The sequence below is a fragment of the Polaribacter sp. KT 15 genome, from assembly GCF_900143115.1.
In the GTDB taxonomy this organism is placed as follows: Bacteria; Bacteroidota; Bacteroidia; order Flavobacteriales; family Flavobacteriaceae; genus Polaribacter; species Polaribacter marinaquae.
This window is the reverse complement of record NZ_LT670850.1, coordinates 1387105-1408048: the sequence shown is the minus strand read 5'-3', so window position 1 is coordinate 1408048 and position 20944 is coordinate 1387105. Positions and strand designations below refer to the sequence as shown.

Annotated in this window: 17 protein-coding genes; 4 read left to right on the top strand and 13 right to left on the bottom strand. The window is 29.9% G+C overall.

All coding sequences use genetic code 11. The features are described 5' to 3' along the window. Nucleotides 1–9: 9 nt before the first annotated feature. From B5464_RS06285 to B5464_RS06240, 10 genes are all read right to left on the bottom strand, one after another. A complete protein-coding gene (locus tag B5464_RS06285; RefSeq protein ID WP_079737666.1) occupies nucleotides 10–1593 on the bottom strand; it encodes a SulP family inorganic anion transporter in 1584 nt (527 codons plus the stop codon). Between the two features lie 84 nt (nucleotides 1594–1677). After that, nucleotides 1678–1974: a hypothetical protein gene (locus B5464_RS06280; RefSeq protein ID WP_231963664.1), complete on the bottom strand. Its 297-nt coding sequence runs from the start codon at nucleotides 1972–1974 to the stop codon at nucleotides 1678–1680. 36 nt (nucleotides 1975–2010) lie between these two features. Continuing rightward, nucleotides 2011–2769 (bottom strand): tetratricopeptide repeat protein, encoded by a 759-nt coding sequence (locus tag B5464_RS06275; RefSeq protein ID WP_079737665.1) that lies wholly within the window; start codon nucleotides 2767–2769, stop codon nucleotides 2011–2013. Nucleotide 2770: 1 nt separating this feature from the next. Beyond that, complete coding sequence (locus B5464_RS06270; RefSeq protein ID WP_079737664.1) at nucleotides 2771–4543, bottom strand: BatD family protein; 1773 nt, start codon at nucleotides 4541–4543, stop codon at nucleotides 2771–2773. 24 nt (nucleotides 4544–4567) lie between these two features. Beyond that, nucleotides 4568–5386: a tetratricopeptide repeat protein gene (locus B5464_RS06265; RefSeq protein ID WP_231963663.1), complete on the bottom strand. Its 819-nt coding sequence runs from the start codon at nucleotides 5384–5386 to the stop codon at nucleotides 4568–4570. A 65-nt stretch (nucleotides 5387–5451) separates the two neighbouring features. Further along, nucleotides 5452–6501 carry a VWA domain-containing protein gene (locus tag B5464_RS06260; RefSeq protein ID WP_154066944.1) on the bottom strand — a complete coding sequence of 350 codons (1050 nt, stop codon included), beginning with the start codon at nucleotides 6499–6501 and terminating at the stop codon, nucleotides 5452–5454. Beyond that, a complete protein-coding gene (locus B5464_RS06255) occupies nucleotides 6502–7509 on the bottom strand; it encodes a VWA domain-containing protein (protein ID WP_079737662.1) in 1008 nt (335 codons plus the stop codon). It lies immediately after the preceding gene. Then, nucleotides 7496–8443, bottom strand: a complete 948-nt coding sequence (locus B5464_RS06250) for a BatD family protein (protein ID WP_231963662.1) — start codon at nucleotides 8441–8443, stop codon at nucleotides 7496–7498. The genes B5464_RS06255 and B5464_RS06250 overlap by 14 nt, the downstream gene beginning before the upstream one ends. A 37-nt stretch (nucleotides 8444–8480) precedes the next feature. Beyond that, nucleotides 8481–9350, bottom strand: coding sequence for a DUF58 domain-containing protein (locus tag B5464_RS06245; RefSeq protein WP_079737661.1), 870 nt, complete (start codon nucleotides 9348–9350; stop codon nucleotides 8481–8483). Nucleotides 9351–9416: 66 nt separating this feature from the next. Next, nucleotides 9417–10406 (bottom strand): MoxR family ATPase, encoded by a 990-nt coding sequence (locus tag B5464_RS06240; protein ID WP_077810532.1) that lies wholly within the window; start codon nucleotides 10404–10406, stop codon nucleotides 9417–9419. A gap of 148 nt (nucleotides 10407–10554) precedes the next feature. Here B5464_RS06240 and B5464_RS06235 point away from each other — a divergent pair, with 148 nt between their 5' ends. The 4 genes from B5464_RS06235 (at nucleotide 10555) to B5464_RS06220 (ending at nucleotide 18074) form a co-directional block, all read left to right on the top strand. Continuing rightward, nucleotides 10555–11121, top strand: a complete 567-nt coding sequence (locus tag B5464_RS06235) for an RNA polymerase sigma factor (protein WP_079737660.1) — start codon at nucleotides 10555–10557, stop codon at nucleotides 11119–11121. 68 nt (nucleotides 11122–11189) lie between these two features. Beyond that, nucleotides 11190–12179 carry a FecR family protein gene (locus B5464_RS06230; protein WP_079737659.1) on the top strand — a complete coding sequence of 330 codons (990 nt, stop codon included), beginning with the start codon at nucleotides 11190–11192 and terminating at the stop codon, nucleotides 12177–12179. A 20-nt stretch (nucleotides 12180–12199) separates the two neighbouring features. Continuing rightward, a complete protein-coding gene (locus tag B5464_RS06225; RefSeq protein ID WP_079737658.1) occupies nucleotides 12200–15136 on the top strand; it encodes a TonB-dependent receptor in 2937 nt (978 codons plus the stop codon). Between the two features lie 160 nt (nucleotides 15137–15296). Continuing rightward, nucleotides 15297–18074: a TonB-dependent receptor gene (locus B5464_RS06220; protein ID WP_079737657.1), complete on the top strand. Its 2778-nt coding sequence runs from the start codon at nucleotides 15297–15299 to the stop codon at nucleotides 18072–18074. 77 nt (nucleotides 18075–18151) lie between these two features. Here the strand turns inward: B5464_RS06220 and B5464_RS06215 are convergent, their stop codons facing one another. The 3 genes from B5464_RS06215 to B5464_RS06205 are packed head-to-tail and all read right to left on the bottom strand — an operon-like array spanning nucleotide 18152 to nucleotide 20942. After that, nucleotides 18152–18913, bottom strand: a complete 762-nt coding sequence (locus tag B5464_RS06215; protein WP_079737656.1) for a UDP-2,3-diacylglucosamine diphosphatase — start codon at nucleotides 18911–18913, stop codon at nucleotides 18152–18154. 15 nt (nucleotides 18914–18928) lie between these two features. Further along, nucleotides 18929–20524, bottom strand: a complete 1596-nt coding sequence (locus B5464_RS06210; protein WP_079737655.1) for a S41 family peptidase — start codon at nucleotides 20522–20524, stop codon at nucleotides 18929–18931. Further along, nucleotides 20517–20942: a dCMP deaminase family protein gene (locus B5464_RS06205; RefSeq protein ID WP_079737654.1), complete on the bottom strand. Its 426-nt coding sequence runs from the start codon at nucleotides 20940–20942 to the stop codon at nucleotides 20517–20519. The genes B5464_RS06210 and B5464_RS06205 overlap by 8 nt, the downstream gene beginning before the upstream one ends. Nucleotides 20943–20944 lie beyond the last annotated feature (2 nt).

Genomic DNA, 20944 nt, shown 5'->3' with positions numbered 1-20944 from the left:
TCTTATGTTTTAAGCTGTTTTTTTAGGTCTTAAATTAAAAAACTCAATATAACTTGGTGGGTTTTCTACAATTCCTCTTTCAGAAATTAATTGTATATCGATATTTCTTTCTTTAGCTTTAAAAGCAAAATCTTCTAAAATTTCGATAATATCATTATCTAAATACCTTGTTTTACGAACATCAATTTCTAAGTACGTATTTTCTGGTAAGCTATCTAACTCTTTTAAAATTGCTCCTTTGTTAAAAAACGTAACTTCTTCTGCTAGTGTCATTTTAATTCTGTTTTTACCATTGCTTTTATCTTCAATATGTAAAAAGTGAGAATTTTGAAAACTTTTGATTAAAATCACTACAATACCTACAGCTAAACCTAAAGCAATACCTACAAGTAAATCTGTAAATACAATACCTACTACAGTTACTGTAAATGGCAACCATTGTTTCCATCCTAACTTAACCATTTCTTTAAAAACCGATGGTTTTGCTAACTTGTAACCAACAATTAATAGTACAGCAGCTAATACAGATAACGGAATTTTATTTAATAAAGTAGGAATTAAAAGTACCGAGATTAATAATAGAAAACCATGAATAATTGCAGATAACTTTGTTCTACCACCAGATTGTATGTTTGCAGAACTTCTAACAATTACTTGTGTAATTGGTAAACCACCAATTAAACCAGATACAATATTACCAGTACCTTGCGCTAATAACTCTCTGTTTGTTGGTGTTACATTTTTATGAGGATCTAATTTATCTGTAGCTTCTACACATAATAAGGTTTCTAAACTTGCCACTAAAGCAATAGTAAAACCTGTAACCCATACTTGCGGATTAGAAAGTGCACTAAAATTAGGAAAACTAAACTGTCCTAAGAAAGAATCGATACTATCTGGTACAGGTACACTTACTAAATGTTCTGAATTGATTCCGTATTTAGAGTTTTCACTAGTTACAAAATAATAAACAATACCGGCAACTACTGCTACTAATGGGCCTTGAATAATTTGAAAAAACTTACCTTTTTTAGATAAAACATTGCTCCAAAGTATTAAAATAGCCAATCCAATAATACCAATAATTGTAGAACCTAAACTAATGTTATTTATAGAATTTATAATTTCTGAAAATGTATTTTGACCATCTACTTGAAAGAATGCAAAATCACCTTCTGGATCTGCATCATAGCCAAAAAAGTGTGGTATTTGTTTTAGTATAATGATAATACCAATACCAGTTAACATACCTTTAATTACAGATGACGGAAAATAATAACCAATAATTCCTGCCTTTAAAAAACCAAAAATTAACTGAATTACACCACCTAAAACTACAGCAACTAAAAAGTTTTCATAACCACCTAAAGTTCCTATGGCAGTTAAAACAATTGCAGCTAAACCTGCAGCCGGACCACTTACTCCGATTTTAGAACCACTTAAACCACCTACAATAATACCACCAATAATACCGGCAATTAAACCAGAAAATAAAGGAGCACCACTTGCCAATGCAATACCTAAACATAATGGTAATGCTACGAAAAACACAACTATACTAGCAGGAATGTCGTTTTTAATATATTTAAACATATATAAATATTTTATTCTTTACTCTTTTTAGAATAAAGCTTTTAATTAAATTTAATAATAGATTTTTACTTGTACTTCGAGAAATTAAAGTACAAATTCGGGTGGTTGGGTAATAATTTTTGGATAAGGAGAAACGTAACTTTTAGAAGTAAATTGTACGATTCTTTTTTTCTGAATTTTAGTAAAAGAAATACTTGAGTTTGAATTTACATTCACTTTTAATTCTTTTACCGGATTTTTCCAGCTATTCTCTTCCTCTTCTTCACTCAAATTTAAGAAAATTGAAATATCTTGATTTTTGTCTACCAATGTAATTATTGTTGGTGCAGATATTAGCCCCACAAATAGAAAGGTAAAAAAAATGGCAATCTTAATTTTCAAATTAGCTTAAATTTTATTGTAAAGGGGTAAGTTGGTTTAGTTATTATCTAACATTTTTATTTCATCAGAAATAATCCAACCTATCTTCCCGTCTGCTAATTTAATCTTTTTCCAATTATCTACCGCATCTAAAACAATTACTTTTGTACCCTCGTGTAAAGTAAAAACTTCTTCTGAGTTTAAAGTAGGTGCATTTCTAACTTCTGTTTTGGTTGCAAACACAATGGCTTTTTTTGTGTTTTTAGAAAAATTATATTGATTATAGGTAATGCTAATTGCGGCAACAAATAATATAAAACTAATAATAGCTAATGTAAAAAAGAATCTTTTTTTAGTTGGAGTATAAGTAAAATAGAACAATAAAAACAAGACTGCACTTAACAACACAAATACAATTGTTACAACAGCCCATTCATTATAAGACAACTTTTGAAGGTAATTTGTATTAAATTTTTGTAAAAAAGTTTTTGGTACTTCTTCGATATTATCTAAAGCTAAACGTTTTGCAAAAACCAGATTGTTTTTTACATCTTGGTTTAAAGGGTTTAATTGTAAGGCCTTTTCATAGTAAAATATTGAAGGTCCAACTTTATTAAGTTTGTAATAAGAATTTCCTAAATTATAAAATAACTCATCAGAAATAGCATCTTGTTCTAATATTTGTTTATAACTTTCTATTGCTTTATCGTAGTTGCCGTTTCTATATAATTCGTTTGCAGAATTAAATAAGCTATCAATATTCTGTGCTGCTAAACTGTTTGCAATTAGCAACAATAAAAATAAAAATTTCTTCATCTTATAACTGTTTATCTAATTGAACAATAACTTCTTTTGCTCTTTCAAACTCTTCTTTCATTTGAGTAGCTGTAAATGGAGTGTATCTAGCAAAATCAGAACTTTTTAACACATCAATAAATTTTAAAATAGCATCTTTATCTACACCTTTGTTTTCTAATATTTCTGTTATCTTTTCTTTACTAATATCAGAAGTTTCTATTCCTAATTTAGCTTTTAAGTAATTGTGCAAAGCCCTTTCTAAGGCTTCGTAAAAAGCTTCTTTTTTACCTAACTGTTTTTTAGCTTCAGATAAATATTTTTTAACTAGTTTGTTTGCTTTTCTAGTTTTATTACCAATAACGTCGTTATTTCTTTCTTCTGCTTTTCTAGCTAAAAATAAAATAATTGGTATTGCTATAAATGGTAAAATTAAAAGAATATAGAACAAGGTAGACTTAAAAAAGTCTTTTTGTAGAGTTGTAATAAAATCTGTTTTTATTGCAATGTATCTAAAATTATTACCTGTTGTAACAACATTTTGTTTTCTTACAAGAGTTGTATCTACAGTTACCAATTCTTTGCCTTCTAAAACATCTACAAATAAATCTTCTGTAGTAATAGTTTTGTATTTTTTCTCTTTCGGATTAAAGTAAGAAAACGAAATACTTGGTATTTTATATTTTCCTTTGTATTGAGGAACTACAGTGTAATTATCTGTAATGTAACCAGAAATTCCGTTAGCGCCAACACGTGTGCTTTCTTTGCGTTCTGGCTGATACATTTCTAATTCTGCCGGAGTTTCTACTTCAGGCAATTCAAATAAGTTTAAATTACCATTACCAGAAACTTTTACTTTTACTTGGCTACTTTCGTTTGCTTTTAATACCTCTTTGCTAAGCGCAACATCAAATTTAAACTGACCAACGGCGCCGTTAAAGTTAGCCGGTTTTCCTTCTAAAGGTAATGCTCTTGGATTGATGATTTTTTTAGCAGAAGCAAATTCTCTTCTAACATTTTTTGTAATTGCATTTCCAAAGAAATCTGTTCTGCCAGAAGGTACACCAATTACGATATCCATTTTCATGGGATCTATCGAAAGTTTACCTGTTTTTGTAGGAATTAATAAGGCTTTCTGAAGTACAATATATCTATAATTTTCACCATTGTATTTTCCCATTTTTACAGGAAAACCGTTAATTTTAATGTTCTGATTCCAGAAACCATTATATTTTGGTGCTTCGGTAACGTTTGTATCGTAAACGCTTACATTTTCACTTACATATAATCTGTATTCTACATAAACACCTTCGCCAACATAAGGTCTAGATTTAGAAATTTCTGCAACTAGGTGTATGTTTTGTTGTGCAATATAATTAGGGTCGTTTGGGTCTTTTGGAATTTCTACAGCATCTAAAACAATAATTTTTACAGGATCTGATTTTATTGTTTTTCCATTAAAAGTAACAGATGCGCTACCAATAGAAAGTACTCCTTTTCTTTTTGGCTGAATGATGTATGTATAAGATTGCGAAAATGTAACTTTTCTACCACTTGGTGTAGAACTGATACTTTGGCTAACAGATTGACTTGGCCCACCAACAATTTTAAAATTAGTAAAATTAGGAGGAGTAAAATTATCTCCGCCTTGTTTGTCAATAGAAAAAACAACTCTTAAACGCTGATTAACACCTAGTTTGTTTTTGCTGACTTTCGTTTTTAATGTTGCTTCTTGTGCAACAAAAGAAAAACTTAATAAGCAAATAATTATGGATATGTAAACTTTCGACTTCATCTTCTTTTTCTGTAAACGGCTAATTTACCAATCTTTTTCTTGTTTTACTTTTTTACCCTTTGCTTTTTTGGCATTCATTTTCTTTTGGGTTTTTTTCTCTTCGTTATTTAAACTTTCTAGCAATTGTTTAACTTGCTGCGGAGTCATTTTACCCTGTTGTGGTTTTGGTTTTTGCTGATCTTTTTTATTGTCTTTTTTAGGATCTTGCTTTTTGTCTTTGTCCTTGTCACCATCACCGTCTTTATTCTCGTCTTTTTTATCTTTGTCTTTTTGGTCTTTATTGTCCTCGTTCTTATCTTTATTCTTGTCGTCTTTATCTTTGTCCTTTTGGTCTTTTTTATCTTTATCCTTGTCTTTGTTTTTGTCGTCTTTATTGTCTTGCTTTTCTTTTTCTAAAAGCTTTTGAGCAACGGCTAAATTGTAACGAGTTTCATCATCTTTAGGATTATTTCTTAAAGAATTTTTAAAAGCATCTACAGCACCTTGATAATTTTTAGATTCCATCATAGCATTACCAATATTATGGTAAGCTTCTGCTCTTGTAAACTTGTTTGTTGCAGTTTTTGCTGTTAATTCGTATTGAGGAATTGCTTCTTTAAAATTTTTATTCTGATAGAAAGCATTACCTAAATTATAAGTAGCTTTATCGTAATTAGAATTGCTGCCTAATGCTTTTTGATAAGCCACAGAAGCATCTGTAAATTGTTGTTTGTTATAAAGCTCGTTACCTTGACGTAACATTTTACGTGCAACTCTTTGTTGTGCTACAGTATCTTTTTGCGCTACTATTTCTTTTGTTGAAAATAGCATTAAAAAGACAATTACTATGTATGTAAACTTCATTATCTGTTTTGTTTTTTACTTCAAAATACTTGGTTATAATAAGTATTAATAGAAGTTGTGTTCTACTATTTTTTTAGATTCTTTTCTTCATTAAATAAATCTACTTTTCTTAGCCATTTTGTTTTCTTATCAAATAAGAATACATCTATTACTAGAAATAGCAAACCTAATGCCAAAAACCATTGAAATTGATCTTTATAATCAGAAAATTGCTTGGTTTCGAATTCGTTTTTTTCTGCATTGGCAATTATCTCTGCCATAGCATTTACAGGCTTTTCTGTGATATTACCATCAATATAAGCGCCATCAGCTACATCTGCAATTCCTTTTAAAACTTCTGGTTTACGTTTTGTAATTACAGTTTCGCCTTTATTATCTTTTTTATAGCCAATCATAGAGCCATTTAAACGCATTGGTATTGGTCCTCCTTTTTCTGTACCAACACCAACAGTATAAATTTTTACACCTTCGTTGGCTAAGTTTTGTGCAACTTGTTTTGTTTCTTCTTGATGATCTTCACCATCAGAAAGAATAATTAAAAAACGATTTGTTTGATCGTCGTTATTATAATACGTTTTTGCTAGTTCTAAAGCGCCATTAATATCTGTACCTTGGCTAGAAACCATATCTGGATTGGCGTTTTGTAAAAACATATTTGCGGCACCATGATCTGTAGTTATTGGTAATAACGGATAAGAATTACCTGCATAAACAATAATACCAACTCTATCAGAGCCTAATTTATCTATTGTTTTAGAGATAATTTGTTTTGCTTTTTCTAGTCTATTTGGTGCAATATCTTCTGCAAGCATACTTTTAGAAACATCTAAAGCAAAAACAATATCTACACCTTCTCTTTTTACAGTTTTTAGTTTTGTACCCATTTTAGGGTTTGTTAGAGAAATAATTAAAAAACTAATTCCTAACAGTAGAAAAACTAATTTTAAAGTAGTTTTAAAAGCTGATGAATTTGGTGCTAATTTTTTTAACAAAAGAACATTAGAAAACTTGCGTTGTGTTCTTTTTTTCCACCAAAAAACCAACAAGAAAATAACAACCATTACCGGAATGATTGTAAGTAAATAAAAATAAATTGGTTCTTCTATTCTGTACATTTATATAAAACTCTTAAATAATGTGTTTCTTAAAATAAATTCTAAAACTAATAGGCCTAAACCTAAAAAGACAAAAATTCTAAATTTTTCTTGATAATTGTAATACTTAAACTCTTCTATTTTAGTTTTTTCTAGCTTGTCAATTTCATCATAAATCTCTTTTAAAGATTCATTATCTGTAGCTCTAAAATATTTTCCTTCTGTTTCTGCAGCAATTTCTTCTAAAAGTTTTTCGTCTATTGTTACTTGTTGTTTTCTAAAATTTAATTTACCTGTTCTTGGGTCTCTACTCCAAGGAAAATCTGCCATACCATTTGTACCTATACCAATAGTATACACTTTAATCTTTAATTCTTTTGCTAACTCTGTTGCTGTTCTCGGGTCGATATTACCAGAGTTATTTACACCGTCTGTTAGTAAAATAATTACTTTACTTTTAGCTTTACTTTCTTTAAGCCTGTTAACTCCAGAACCTAAACCCATTCCTATAGCAGTTCCGTTTTCTAATTGCCCCCATTTTAATTCAGAAATGGACCTTTTTACAATGCCTTTATCACTAGTTATAGGTGTTTTCGTAAAACTTTCACCTGCGTAAACAACAATACCAATTCTATCGTTTGGCCTTCTATCTATAAAATTTACAGCAACTTTTTTAAGTGCTTCTAGTCTGTTTGGTTTTAAATCTCTTGCAAGCATACTTGCAGAAATATCGATTGCCATTACAATATCGATTCCTTTATTTGTTTTTGTTTTTTTACTTACAGAAACATTTCGTGGTCTTGCCAATGCTACAATAATTGCGGCTAAAGCTAGTAACCTTAAAACGTATAGTATCGGTTTTAACTTTGCTAGAATAGATGTTTCTGCTTTAAAGCCTTTTATACTTGGCATTGTTAAAACTGCTGCATCTTTTTTTCGCATAAAAAAATGCCAAACAGCTAATAACGGAATTAATATTAATAGCCAGAGAAACTCAATATTTAAAAATTCGAAATTACTCCAGTTCATCTTCTTGTGCTGTTATTTGTTTAGGTTTTAAATTTCCTATAATAAATTCTGCGTCTTTTCTATCGTCTTCTATTTCTATTGCTAATGGTTTCGATTTTGCAAATTTTACTAAATCTGCTTCACGTAGTAAATCTTTTAACTTGGCAATTGTTTCTTTAGAAGTTTCTATTGTATCAGACTTTTTAAAATCGTTAATCATTTCTAAAACTTCATCTGTGGTGTTTTCTAAAGCAGGTACATTTAATTCTCTTTCGATGTAACCTCTAACAATTTCTGTTAGTTCAGAATAATATTCTTTTACTTTATTGTTTTGCCACAATAGTTTTTCGTCTAATTCATTTAATTTAAAAATAGCTTCTTCGTAAGGAGGCAAAGTTCTGTAAGTTGGCGCTTCTTCTTCCTCTTTTCTTTTTCTGATTACGAACCAATAAATCCAAAAACCAATAATTGCCAAAATAGCCAAAGCAATATAAATGTAGATTTTAAAATCGTCGAAAGTATATGGTTCTGCTTTTATAGCTTTAATAGGAAATTTCTTGACTTTTGTAGTATCTACAGCAATGGTAGCAACATTTACCAATAAAGAATCTGTTAAATAAGCTTGGTTTTTTACAAAGATTTGTTGTTGCGGAATGTAAAATGCACCGCTATCAAAACCTGTTAAAATGTATTTTCTGATTAAGCTATTTTTAATAGTATCTACTTTTGTAGAATCTACAATTTCTAAACCTTTTAATTTTATCTTCGGAATAATTACATTCTTTGTTTCATCTACAGAAATTTTTAATTGAAACTGTTCTCCAATTCTAATGTTGGTTGTATCAATTTCTGCTTTTACCATTGGGTTTTGTGCAAAACTTATGGTCGAAATAAGAAATAATATATAGAATATCTGTTTTTTCATCATTTTAGCTCTCGATACTAATTTGTTCATTCTTCTCAAAATTCACCCGAACTGATATTTTGTTAATTTACTTTCCTTTATGCTTAAAATATCCTAATAATTTTTTTACATAATTTTCGTCTACTCTAGTATTTACAGCGCCTGCACCACTTCTTTTAAACATGTTTAAGTAATAATCTGTTAGTCTTAAAGCGTTTGCTTTATAATTGGTTCTTACAGATTTTGATGCGGTATTTATAGTTAAAATGTTACCTGTTTCTGCATCTAACATTGGCACCATTCCTAGATTAGGAATTTCTTCATCATGTTTATCAAAAACTCGAATACCAGTTAAATCGTGCTTTTTCGCAGCTATTTTTAGTGTTTTTTCATAATCATCATCCATAAAATCTGATAACATAAAAACAATAGCTCTTTTTTTAAGCACACTAGATAAAAATTTTAATGCCGCTGCAATATTAGTTTTTTTACTTTTAGGTTGAAACTCGATTAATTCTCTAATAATTCGTAAAACATGACTTTTTCCTTTTTTAGGAGGAATGAAGAGTTCTATATCATCAGAAAATAAAATTAAACCAACTTTATCGTTGTTTTGAGTTGCAGAAAACGCAAGTGTTGCTGCAATTTCTGTAACTGTGTCTTTTTTAAATTGTGTTGAAGTACCAAAAAGTTCTGACCCAGATACGTCTACTAAAAGCATCATGGTTAGTTCTCTTTCTTCTTCAAAAACTTTAATATACGGTTCGTTGTACCTTGCAGTTACATTCCAATCGATTGCTCTAACATCATCACCAAATTGATATTGGCGAACTTCAGAAAAAGTCATACCACGCCCTTTGAAAGAAGAATGGTATTCTCCGCCAAAAATATCATTAGACAAACGCTTTGTCTTAATTTCTATTTTACGAACTTTTTTAAGTATTTCTTTTGTATCCATTTTTTGCTTTTGGCTTTTAGTGAGTTAGCTTTTAGCGAAAGGCTAAAGGCAAATTGCTAATAGCTTCTATGGCACTTCTACTTCGTTAATAATAGAATTGATAATGTCTACAGATGTTACATTTTCTGCTTCTGCTTCATAAGTAATACCAATTCTATGACGTAAAACATCTTTTACAACAGCTCTAACGTCTTCTGGTATTACATAACCTCTTCGTTTTATAAAAGCATAACATTTAGCTGCTTTGGCTAAATTGATGCTTCCACGAGGTGATGCACCAAAATTTATTAAATCTTTTAATTGTGGTAAGTTGTATTTTTCTGGATAACGTGTCGCAAAAATGATGTCTAGAATGTATTTTTCTATTTTTTCATCCATATAAACCTCATTAGCAACTTCTCTTGCTTTAATAATTTGGTCTACTGAAATTACCGGATTTACTTTTGCGAATCCGCCAGTTAAATTTTGACGCATAATTACTTGTTCGTCTTGTAACTTAGGATAATCTATTACAACTTTAAGCATAAATCTATCTACCTGTGCTTCTGGTAATGGGTAAGTACCTTCTTGTTCTACAGGGTTTTGAGTTGCCATTACTAAGAATGGTTCGTCTAATTTAAAGGTTGTGTCGCCAATGGTAATTTGACGCTCTTGCATTGCTTCTAATAGCGCAGATTGTACTTTAGCTGGTGCTCTGTTAATCTCATCTGCTAAAACAAAGTTTGCAAAAATTGGTCCTTTTTTAATTGCAAAGTCGTTTTCTTTCATGTTGTAAATCATGGTTCCAACAACATCTGCAGGTAGTAAATCTGGTGTAAATTGTACTCTACTAAAACTACCTTGTACCGCTTTAGATAGCGTGTTAATTGCTAGGGTTTTTGCCAAACCAGGCACACCTTCTAGTAAAATATGACCATTACCAAGTAAACCAATTAGCAAACTTTCTATCATTTGCTTTTGACCTACAATAACTTTGTTCATTTCTAAAGTAAGAATGTCTATAAAAGCACTTTCTCTCTCAATTTTTTCATTAATAGCTCTTACATCTATATCCATTGTATTTTATATTAGGCGTTATATATCTCGTAATAATCTTATAGTAACAAAACTACAATTTTAACATATTTGTTTTTGTTAAAAGTAGGTTAAAGATGATTGATATATTTTTGTTATTTTTAAAAATTATTAGCCCTTAAAAATATAAATGGAAAAATTAACAGACAAATATTTATGGAAATCTTTAAAAGAAGGTGATTTAAAAGCGTTTTCTGTTCTTTTTGAAACTTATTATTCTAATTTACATAGTTACGGTTTAAAGATATGTAAAGATGAAGCGCTAACAGAAGATACTTTGCAAGACTTTTTTATGTACGTTTATGAACATAGAGAAAATTTAAGCGATTTAGATACAATTGCACCTTACCTTTTTACATCTTACAAACGATTTTTATTAAAAGTAATTAAGAAAAATGAAAAAGTAAAACCAACAGATTTTTCAAATGAAAATTTTGTAGACATTCAATTTACGGCAGAAGAGTTGATAACAAATCAAGAAGTTGAAAGCTTTAAAAATAAAAACTTAACGCAGCTTTTAAATAAATTACCAAAAAGACAAAAAGAGGCAGTTTACTTAAAATATTACAGCGGTTTAAAAGCGAAAGAAATTTCTGAAATAATGGGTATTAACTACCAAAGTGTCGTAAATACTTTACATAAAGCAATTAAAAACTTAAAGGAAGAAATTTCGATTATTAAATTATTTAAGTTTTAATAAAAAAATAAGGGTATAAAAAAGCAATAAATACCTTATACAAATAGATTCTATACATTTAATAGATAATGAGTAAGAAAAATTACGATAGCATAAACGATTTTTTAGATGATAATTCATTTAAAAATTGGGTTTTTCAAAACAACGGAACCGATGTGGGTTTTTGGGATTTTTGGATAGCTAATAATCCTGATAAACAAGATTTAGTGAATGAAGCTAAAGATCTTGTTATTGGTGTATCTTTTAATAAAAAACAAGTTGGTAAAGAAAAAGTTGCTTTCGAATGGCAAAAATTAGAAGCTAAAATTAAAGCAAAACAAAAACAACCAAAAAGAAAATTAAGACATTTACATAAATATGGTGCAGTTGCATCAATTCTTCTATTGGTGGTTTTAGGAGTGTATTTTATCAATAGAAATACTAGAATTACGCACAAAACAAATTACGGAGAAATTTTAACGATTAAACTTAAAGACGGTAGTGATGTTACACTAAATTCAAATTCTAGTTTATCTTATTATAAAAATGAAAGTAGAAAAGTTTGGTTGAAAGGTGAAGCCTTTTTTCAGGTTGATAAAAAAATAGCAACCAATGCTAAGTTTTGGGTGTTAACAGATGATTTGTCTGTAGAAGTCTACGGAACATCTTTTAACGTAAGTACCAAAAGAAAGAAAACAGATGTGTTTTTAGAAGAAGGAAATATTTGGCTAAAACTTAAAAACGGTCAAGATAAAAAGATGATTCCGGGGAACTATATTTCGTATTCATCAGAAAAAAATAAAGTATTAGAAGATAAAAACATTTTTAATGCTAGAATAAAAACTTCATGGAAAAACGGTTCTTTATTGTTCGATAACTTATCTTTAGAAGATGCAATGGAAAAAATAAAAGAATCTTATGGGTTTTCTATTATTTTTAAAGATGAGGAGAGCAAAAAATTATCAATTACAGGTGCTGTACCAATTACCAACATAGATATTTGTTTACAAGCTATAGAAAAATCTGTAAATGTAGCAATTGTTAAAGAAGACAACTCTTTAGTAATTAGCAAAAAATAAGTGTAATTTTAAATTTATAGATGTTTTCGAAAATAGTATTTTTAAAATTTTTATTACTTGTTTTTGCTGCATTTATCACCTTACCTACACTTTCTCAAAATCATAAAAAAGAAAAAGTTCCTTTAGCTGTTTTACTAGATAAAATTAGTAACGAACACAAGATTTTTTTTACATATAACGCTAATTTACTAGCAAATAAGTTTGTGCAAGAAGAAAGTTTTGTAAACTTATCTTTAAAAGAATCTATTTCTTTATTAGAAAAAATTACACCCTTTTTATTTGACGATTTAGGAAATAGTTATTACGTTATTTACAAAAAGAAAGAGTCTAATAAACGAAAAATTCACGCTAGAGGAAATACCGTTTTTAAAAAAGATATTGTTGTTGATAGCGCATTTTTGAATAAAAAAATTACAGTTAAAGGTATTGTTTTAAGTTCAGAAAATATTCCTTTAAGCGGTGCAACATTACAAGAAGAAAAAACTTTAGTAGGCACAACCACAAATGCAGATGGTACATTTGAATTCGAGGTTTTATCTAACAACAGTATTATTGTTAGTTTTATTGGTCATAATTCTAGAATATTACAATTGTATCCAAATAAATTTCATACCATAATATTAGCATCAGGACAAGATTTAGATGAAGTACAAGTGGTTGGTTCTAGAAATAAAAACAGAGTTGCAAGCGATACGCCTGTTGCAATAGATTTTATAGATATCGAAAAAACAGCTACAAAAAGCAGTCAAGTAGAAGTCAATCAATTTTTGCAATATGCAATTCCTTCATTTAATGCTACCAAACAATCTGGCGCAGATGGCGCAGATCATATAGATCCCGCAACTATTAGAGGTTTAGGACCAGATCAAACTCTAGTTTTAATTAATGGTAAAAGAAGGCATCAAGCTTCTTTAATTAACCTTTATGGTACACGCGGTAGAGGTAATTCTGGTACAGATTTAAATGCAATTCCTATTTCAGCAATTAAAAGAATAGAACTTTTAAGAGATGGCGCTTCTGCTCAATATGGTTCAGATGCAATTGCGGGTGTGTTAAACATTGTTTTAAAAGACAATGATAATTCACTAGATGTTAAGTCTACTTTCGGTTTTTACAATGCAGATCCTAATCGTTTTTTTCCGAAAAGAACAGATGGTTTTACTACTAAATTGGGTTTAAACTACGGAACAAAAATAAGTAAAAATGGATTTTTTAATTTTTCTGCAGAAGCAATTTCTTTAGAAAACACCACAAGACCAGCAACAGAAGCGAGAGAAAAATACGGGCAAGCAGAGGTAAAAGGAGTAAGTTTTTTTTTAAATTCAGAAATTCCTATTTATAAATCGACAAAACTCTACTTTAACGGAGGTGTAAATTATAAAAATACAGAAGCTTTTGCCTTTACAAGAAAATCGCAAAGCGAACGAAATGTTCTAGAAATTTATCCAACAGGATTCAATCCTTTAATCACCTCAAAAATAATTGATAATTCTTTTTCGGTTGGTTTGCTAACAACTTATAAAGATTGGAGTGTTGATTTAAATAATACCTTCGGAAGAAATAACTTTCATTACTTTATTAAAAACACCATAAATGCAACTTTGGTAGAAAATTCGCCAACAGAGTTTGATGCAGGCGGGCATCAATTGATTCAGAATACAACAAGTGTCGATTTTTCAAAATATTTTAATGAAAAAACTTACGGATTTAATGTGGCGCTTGGTTTAGAGCATCGTTTAGATAAATATAAAATTTTTTCTGGTGAAGAAGCCTCTTATGCTGCTTACGATGTAAATGATAATTTAGTAAATTCTGACACTTCTTTAGAAGATTATAAAACGTTTAATGGCAAAATAAGACCTGGCGGATCACAAGGTTTTCCTGGGTATTCTCCAGAAAATGAGTTAGATAAAAGTCGCTCTAATTTTAGTTTTTATTTAGATACAGAAGTAGATTTTTCTAAAAAATTTATGATTGGTTCTGCTGTTAGATACGAGTATTACAGTGATTTTGGTAGCACATTAAATTTTAAGTTTGCTTCTCGATACAAAATTTCAGATAAATTTAATTTAAGAGGTTCTTATAGCACCGGTTTTAGAGCGCCTTCTTTAGCACAAATATATTACAACTTAACGTTTACTAATTTTATTGGCAGCAAGCCGTCGGAGTCTTTTTTAGTGCCCAATAATAGTCCTATAGCTAGAAGGTTTAATATCGAAAAATTAAAAGAAGAAAAAGCCAAAAACTTTAGTTTAGGTTTTGCTGCAAAATTTAATAAATCTTTTAATGCAACCTTTGATGCTTATTACGTTGCAGTTAAAGACAGAATAATTTTAAGCGGTAATTTTGATGCATCAGATTTGGGTTTAGGCATTGAAAATGTACAGTTTTTTGCAAACGGAGTTAGTACAAAAACAACTGGTATTGATGTTGTTTTAAATTGGTATAAGAATTTTGAAAACAGCAAGCTTTCATTAGACTTTTCTGGAAATATCAATCACATGATAATTACAGATATTAATAATAAAGAGTTAGATGAAGAAACTTTTTTTGGCAAAAGAGAACAACAATATTTACTAGCTTCTGCACCAAATAACAAATTTAGTTTGGGTGTAAATTATCAGTATAAAAAACTTAAAACGGCTTTAAATTTTACAAGATTTAGTAGCGTTAAACTAATCGATTGGCAAATTAGTCAAGATTTAGCTAATTTTAATAACTCAGAAGCAGAAAGGTTAGATGCTTCTGTAGATATTTATCAGCCAAAATTAACAACAGACTTACATTTTAGTTATCAATTTAATAAACTAATAAATTTGCAAATTGGTGCTAATAATCTTTTTAATATTTACCCTACAAAACAAGAAAGCTTTACTGATAGCGGAGGTTTGTGGGATGCTACGCAAATGGGAACAAATGGTTCTTTTTACTACACAAAATTGAATATAAAATTATAAATACTGACGATTCGTTTAAGTTTTTTGATTTTTATTGAAAAAAAGTCAATTTAAAAAGAGTATACTTTTATTTTTTTTGTCTTATGTAATAAATCGAGCAATTCATTTTATTAAAATGGATAGTTCAATTTAAACACATTTACTAACTAATAATTTATTTATGAGACAAAAGTATTTATTAAAACTATTTACAGTTGCTTTTATGTTTATGCTACCACTTGGGTTTATGGCACAAACTATAAAAGGGAAAATTACAGACAAATCTGGTAGTGCATTACCTTTTATGAATGTTTTGGTTAAAGGAACTTCTATAGGAACAACTACAAGTGATTCTGGAGAGTTTAGCCTAAACGTTAAAAGTTTACCAGCTACATTGGTAGTGTCTTCTATAGGCTACAAAACAAAACAAATTAATGTTACAGATACTTCTTTTCTAAACATTACAATAGAAGAAGGAGATGAGTCTTTAAATGAAATTGTAATTACGGGTTCTAGAGCACCAGCTCGTAGTAATACAAAAAGTCCGTTACCAATAGATATCGTTTCATCTAAAGATTTAGTTTCTACAGGACAAACAACTTTTGATAAAGCTTTACAGTACAAAATACCTTCTTTTAATACGGTACAAACTCCTGTTAACGATGCAACATCTTTATTAGATCCTTATGAAATTAGAAATATGGGACCAAGTAGAACGTTAATTCTTATAAACGGTAAACGTAAAAATTTAAGTGCATTATTGTATACACAAACTTCTCCAGGTAGAGGAGAAACAGGTTCAGATATTTCTGGTATACCAACAGATGCAATTAAATCTGTAGAGGTTTTAAGAGATGGTGCTTCTGCGCAGTATGGTTCTGATGCAATTGCAGGTGTAATAAATATTATATTAAAAGATAGTCCAAATGCAGGTTCTGCAACTTTAAGAACAGGAATTACTTCTGAAGGAGATGGAGAAATGTTTGGTGTAAGTGTAAATAATGGATCTACAATTGGTGATGACAAAGGTTTTATTAATTATACAGTAGATTTTTCTAAAACAAGTTTATCAAATAGACCAGGAACAGTAGATGCTGCTGGTGAAGCTGCAGATTTTGGAGCAAATATTGCAGATGTTCAAGAGTTTTTATCTAGAAGACCAGATGCAGGAAACATTAACGGAGCGCCAGAAACTGCTGCTGCTAAATTTTTAATTAATGGTTCTTATAAATTAAGTGAGCAGTCTAACTTTTATTTTAATGCTGCATTTGTAAATAAGAAAGTAAATTCTTTTGCAAACTATAGAACTCCTTATTGGAGAACCGTTACAGATTTTCCTTATTTAGCAGATTTCTTTCCAGGAGACAACCCAAATACAGCAGGAGGTTATGATGGTTATGTACCAACTTTTGAAGGAGATTTAAATGATTACAATGCTACTGTTGGTTTTAAATCTGTAATTAACGATTGGAATGTTGATGCAAGTTTTACAACCGGTGGAAACTCGCAAACTTATAAAGTAAACAACTCTCATAATAGAAACTTTGTGTATTCTCCTTCTACTTGGGTAGATGCTAATAACAACGGAACAATTGATGATGGTGAAGTTACAGAAGGTTCTCAATTATATAGAGAAAACAGTAAAAAATCTTTTGATCCAGGAGGAACTTCGTTTTCTCATAATGTTGGTAATATTGATGTTTCTAAGATTCTTTCTGATAATTTAAGTGTTGCTTTTGGTACAGAATTTAGATATGAAACTTTTGAAATTATAGAAGGTGAATTAGGTTCTTATGATGGTGGAGGGGCAGATTCTTTTGCAGGAAATAGCCCAGAAAATTCAGGACAATTTACACGTTATAACTTTGGTGGTTATGCTTCTTTAAACTGGAATCCTACAGAGAATTTAACTTTAGATGGTACAATTAGAAGTGAAAATTATTCAGATTTTGGAAATGCTTTTGTTTGGAAAGCAAGTGGTGCTTACACAATAAATGATAAGTATACATTAAGAGGTTCTTTGTCTACAGGATTTAGAGCGCCAACATTACATCAAATTTATACACAAAAAGCTCAATATAGTTTTGTGCCAGGTCAAGGTATTCAAGTAGGTGGTTTGGTTAACAATGTATCTTCTCAGGCAGGATTGTTAGGAATACCTAAATTAAAAGAAGAAACTTCTACAAACTTTACTTTAGGTTTAGGAGGAAAAGTAAACAGAAACCTAAGTTTTACAGTAGATTATTATAGTATTAATGTAGAAGATAGAATTGTTCTAAGTACAGAAATTACACCACCAGCTTTACCAGCATTTGATGGTTTATCAGATTTAAGCTTTTTCGTAAATGCTTTAGACACTAAAACTTCTGGTTTAGATGTTGTAATTGGTTATAATAAAATAGAATTAGGAGATGGTAAATTAGGATTTAATTTATCGGGTAACTATACGATCAAAAATGAGAGAGATGGCGAAGTTAAAAACCCTGCTTCTGTAGCTGCTACAGGTCAGTCTGTTGTTAATGCAACTCAAGAAGCATTGTTTTTTACTTCAAGGCCACAAACAAAATGGATTTTAGGTTCTACTTATGATATTAATAAGTGGGGATTCTCTTTAAACAACACGTATTTTGGTAAAACAACATTTAAACAACAAGGTTTAGATGCTAATTTAAGAACAGAGTTTACACCAAAAGTTGTTACAGATTTAGGAATCAACTTTAACGCTACAGAAAAGTTAACTTTAGCTTTAAACGTTAATAATTTATTTAATGTTTTACCAGAATGGAGCTTTAAAGCAGAAAACGCAGCAGGAACAGCAATTATTAATGATCCGGCAGCAATTAAAAATCAATCTAACTTGATAACTTTTAACCAACGTTATTCTCAAATGACGTATGATGGTTACCACTTTAGCCAGTTAGGTACAATGTTTAATTTATCTTTAAACTACCAGTTCTAAAGAATAATTATATTTGATTAATTGAAAAACGCTACTTGAAAAAGTAGCGTTTTTTTTATATTTATATTGAAGAAATATTAGTCCTTTTTAAGAGAAAGTGTTTCGTTTTCGAATTCACCAAATGTAAAATACTGAATCCAATCTCCTAAGTTTATGTAAGTAGAATTTTCTTTTAGTTTTATTTCTAAAGGAAGGTGTCTGTGCCCAAAAACAAAATAATCGTAGTGTTTTTGTGTTAGCTTCTTTTTACAATATTGTACTAGCCATTCGTTATCTTCTCCTAAAAACTTAGCGTCTTCATCACCAGAAATCATTTTGTTTTTTACAGACATATATTGTCCTAATTTAACACCTAAATCTGGGTGAAGCCATCTAAACATCCATTTAAATAAAGGAAAAGTAAATACTTTTTTCATGCGTTTATAGCCTTTATCTCCTGGGCCTAAACCATCACCATGTCCTATTAAAAAAACTTTATTATTTATTTTAAACTCTTGCGGACTGTGAAATACAGGAATATTTAATTCCTTTTCAAAATAATCGTTCATCCATAAATCATGGTTTCCAACGAAAAAATAAATAGGAATTCCAGCATCTTTAATTTCTGCAAGTTTTCCTAAAACCCTAACAAATCCTTTAGGTACAACTGTTTTGTATTCGAACCAAAAGTCGAACAAATCGCCTAATAAAAAAATAGCTTCAGCATCTTTTTTAATAGTATTTAACCAATTTACAAACCGTTGTTCTCTAGGAAAACTAGCTTCTGCAGTTGGTGCTCCTAGATGTTGATCTGAAGCAAAATATACTTTTTTGTTATTGGCTGTAGTAATAGAAATCATTGCTACAAAGTAAAGCTATTCGTTGTTAGTTTCCAACTCTAAAACTTTTTGAAGCATTTTGTCGTCTTTATGTATAATTCTATAAAAACCAACATCGCCAAAAAGTACGTTTGCAATAGATGCTTTTAAGTATTTCTTGATGCTTTGTTTTGTTCTAAAAGAAGGTTTTATTTTGTCTTTAATTTCTGATAAATAAGTATTGTATATTTTGTCGTCTGTATCAAAATCATTTATAAAAGATTCGATATTCCAAGTAGATAATTCTTTTCTATTATTATCTACGTAACCAAAAGCAAAATCGTTAATAGTATTAAAATAATATCTATTCATGTAAGAAGTTGTGTCTACGGCAACAAAAACATCAGGAATAATACCACCACCGCCATATACTATTTTTCCTTTAGGTGTTTTAAAACTTAAAGAATCTACTACTTTTATACTGTCTTTATTTAGTAATTCTCCTCTATTAATTCTTTCTTGATAGTCTTTATAATAGTTGCTATTTCCGTTACCAGAATATGGTTTTTGAATAGATCTACCGGTTGGTGTGTAATAACGAGCAGTAGTTAATCTTACTGCAGAACCATCGCCTAAATCCATTTCTATTTGCACCAAACCTTTACCAAAAGAACGTCTACCAATTATGGTTCCTTTGTCGTTGTCTTGCAAGGCACCGGCAACAATTTCTGATGCTGATGCTGAGTTTTCGTCAATTAAAACATATAAACCACCTTTTTCAAAATCTCCTTTAGATGTTGCAAAAGATTCGTCGATATCGCCTTTATTGTCTTTTGTAAAAACAATTAATTTATCGTCTTCTAAAAACTCATCAACAATACTATTCGCAATGTCTATAAAACCACCGCCGTTGCCACGAAGATCTAAAACTAAATCTGTCATACCATCGTCTATTAAACTATTTAATGATGATTTAAATTCTGAATACGTGTTTCTTGCAAAACGATCTAATTTTATATAGCCAATAGAGTCGTTAATCATGTAAGATAAATCTACACTTTTAATGTTTACTTTACCGCGAGTAACATCTACGGTAAAAATAGAATCTGTACTTTTTCTATAAATTTGAAGCTCTACTTTGGTACCAGGTTCTCCTTTTAAGTATTCTGGCACTTTGTTAGCAAAAACATTTACACCAAACTTGTTAAACATATTTTGCCCAAATAAAGTGTCTTGGTTTGCCATTAAGATTCTGTCGCCGGCTTTAATACCTGCTTTAATACTTGGACCTCCTTTTATAGGCTGAATTACGGTAATTGAGTCTGAAATCATTCTAAATTGAACACCAATACCAACAAAATTACCTTGCATGTTTTCTTTAACAGCTTGTAAGTTTTCTTTAGGAATATAAACAGAATGTGGGTCTAGTTTACCCAACATTTGTGTAATTGCACCATCTAATAAACTATCTGTAGAGACTTTGTCTACATAATCATTTTCTATAAAATTTATAAGTTTTTTTATTTTTTGTTCTTGAGAAGAGCTTTTCGAAAAAGACATTAAACTGCTAGAGTTTCCGCCAAAAGATAATCCTATTAAAATTCCAAAAACAACAGCAACTGCAAGAAATAATGGAAGGTTTTTTTTATTCATAAGGTAAATTCATTAATTCTACGCCAGCCTTTTCTAAAAATTTTAAACCAGAAAGATCTTTGTATGCATTTGCATAAACAACTCTTTTAATACCTGCTTGATGAATTAATTTACTGCATTGCGTACAAGGAGATAAAGTAATGTAAAGTGTTGCGCCTTTTGCAGATTGAGTAGAACTTGCAACTTTTAAAATTGCGTTTGCTTCTGCGTGTAAAACTTCCCACTTTGTGTCTCCGTTATCATCTTCACAACAGTTGTCAAAACCCGTTGGGGTTCCGTTAAATCCGTCTGAAATAATCATTCTATCTTTTACAATTAAAGCACCTACTTGTTTGCGTTTACAATGAGAAAGTTTGCCCCATTCTAAAGCCATTCTTAAGTAAGCTTTGTCGTATTTTAATTGCTTCTTTTCTGTCATAG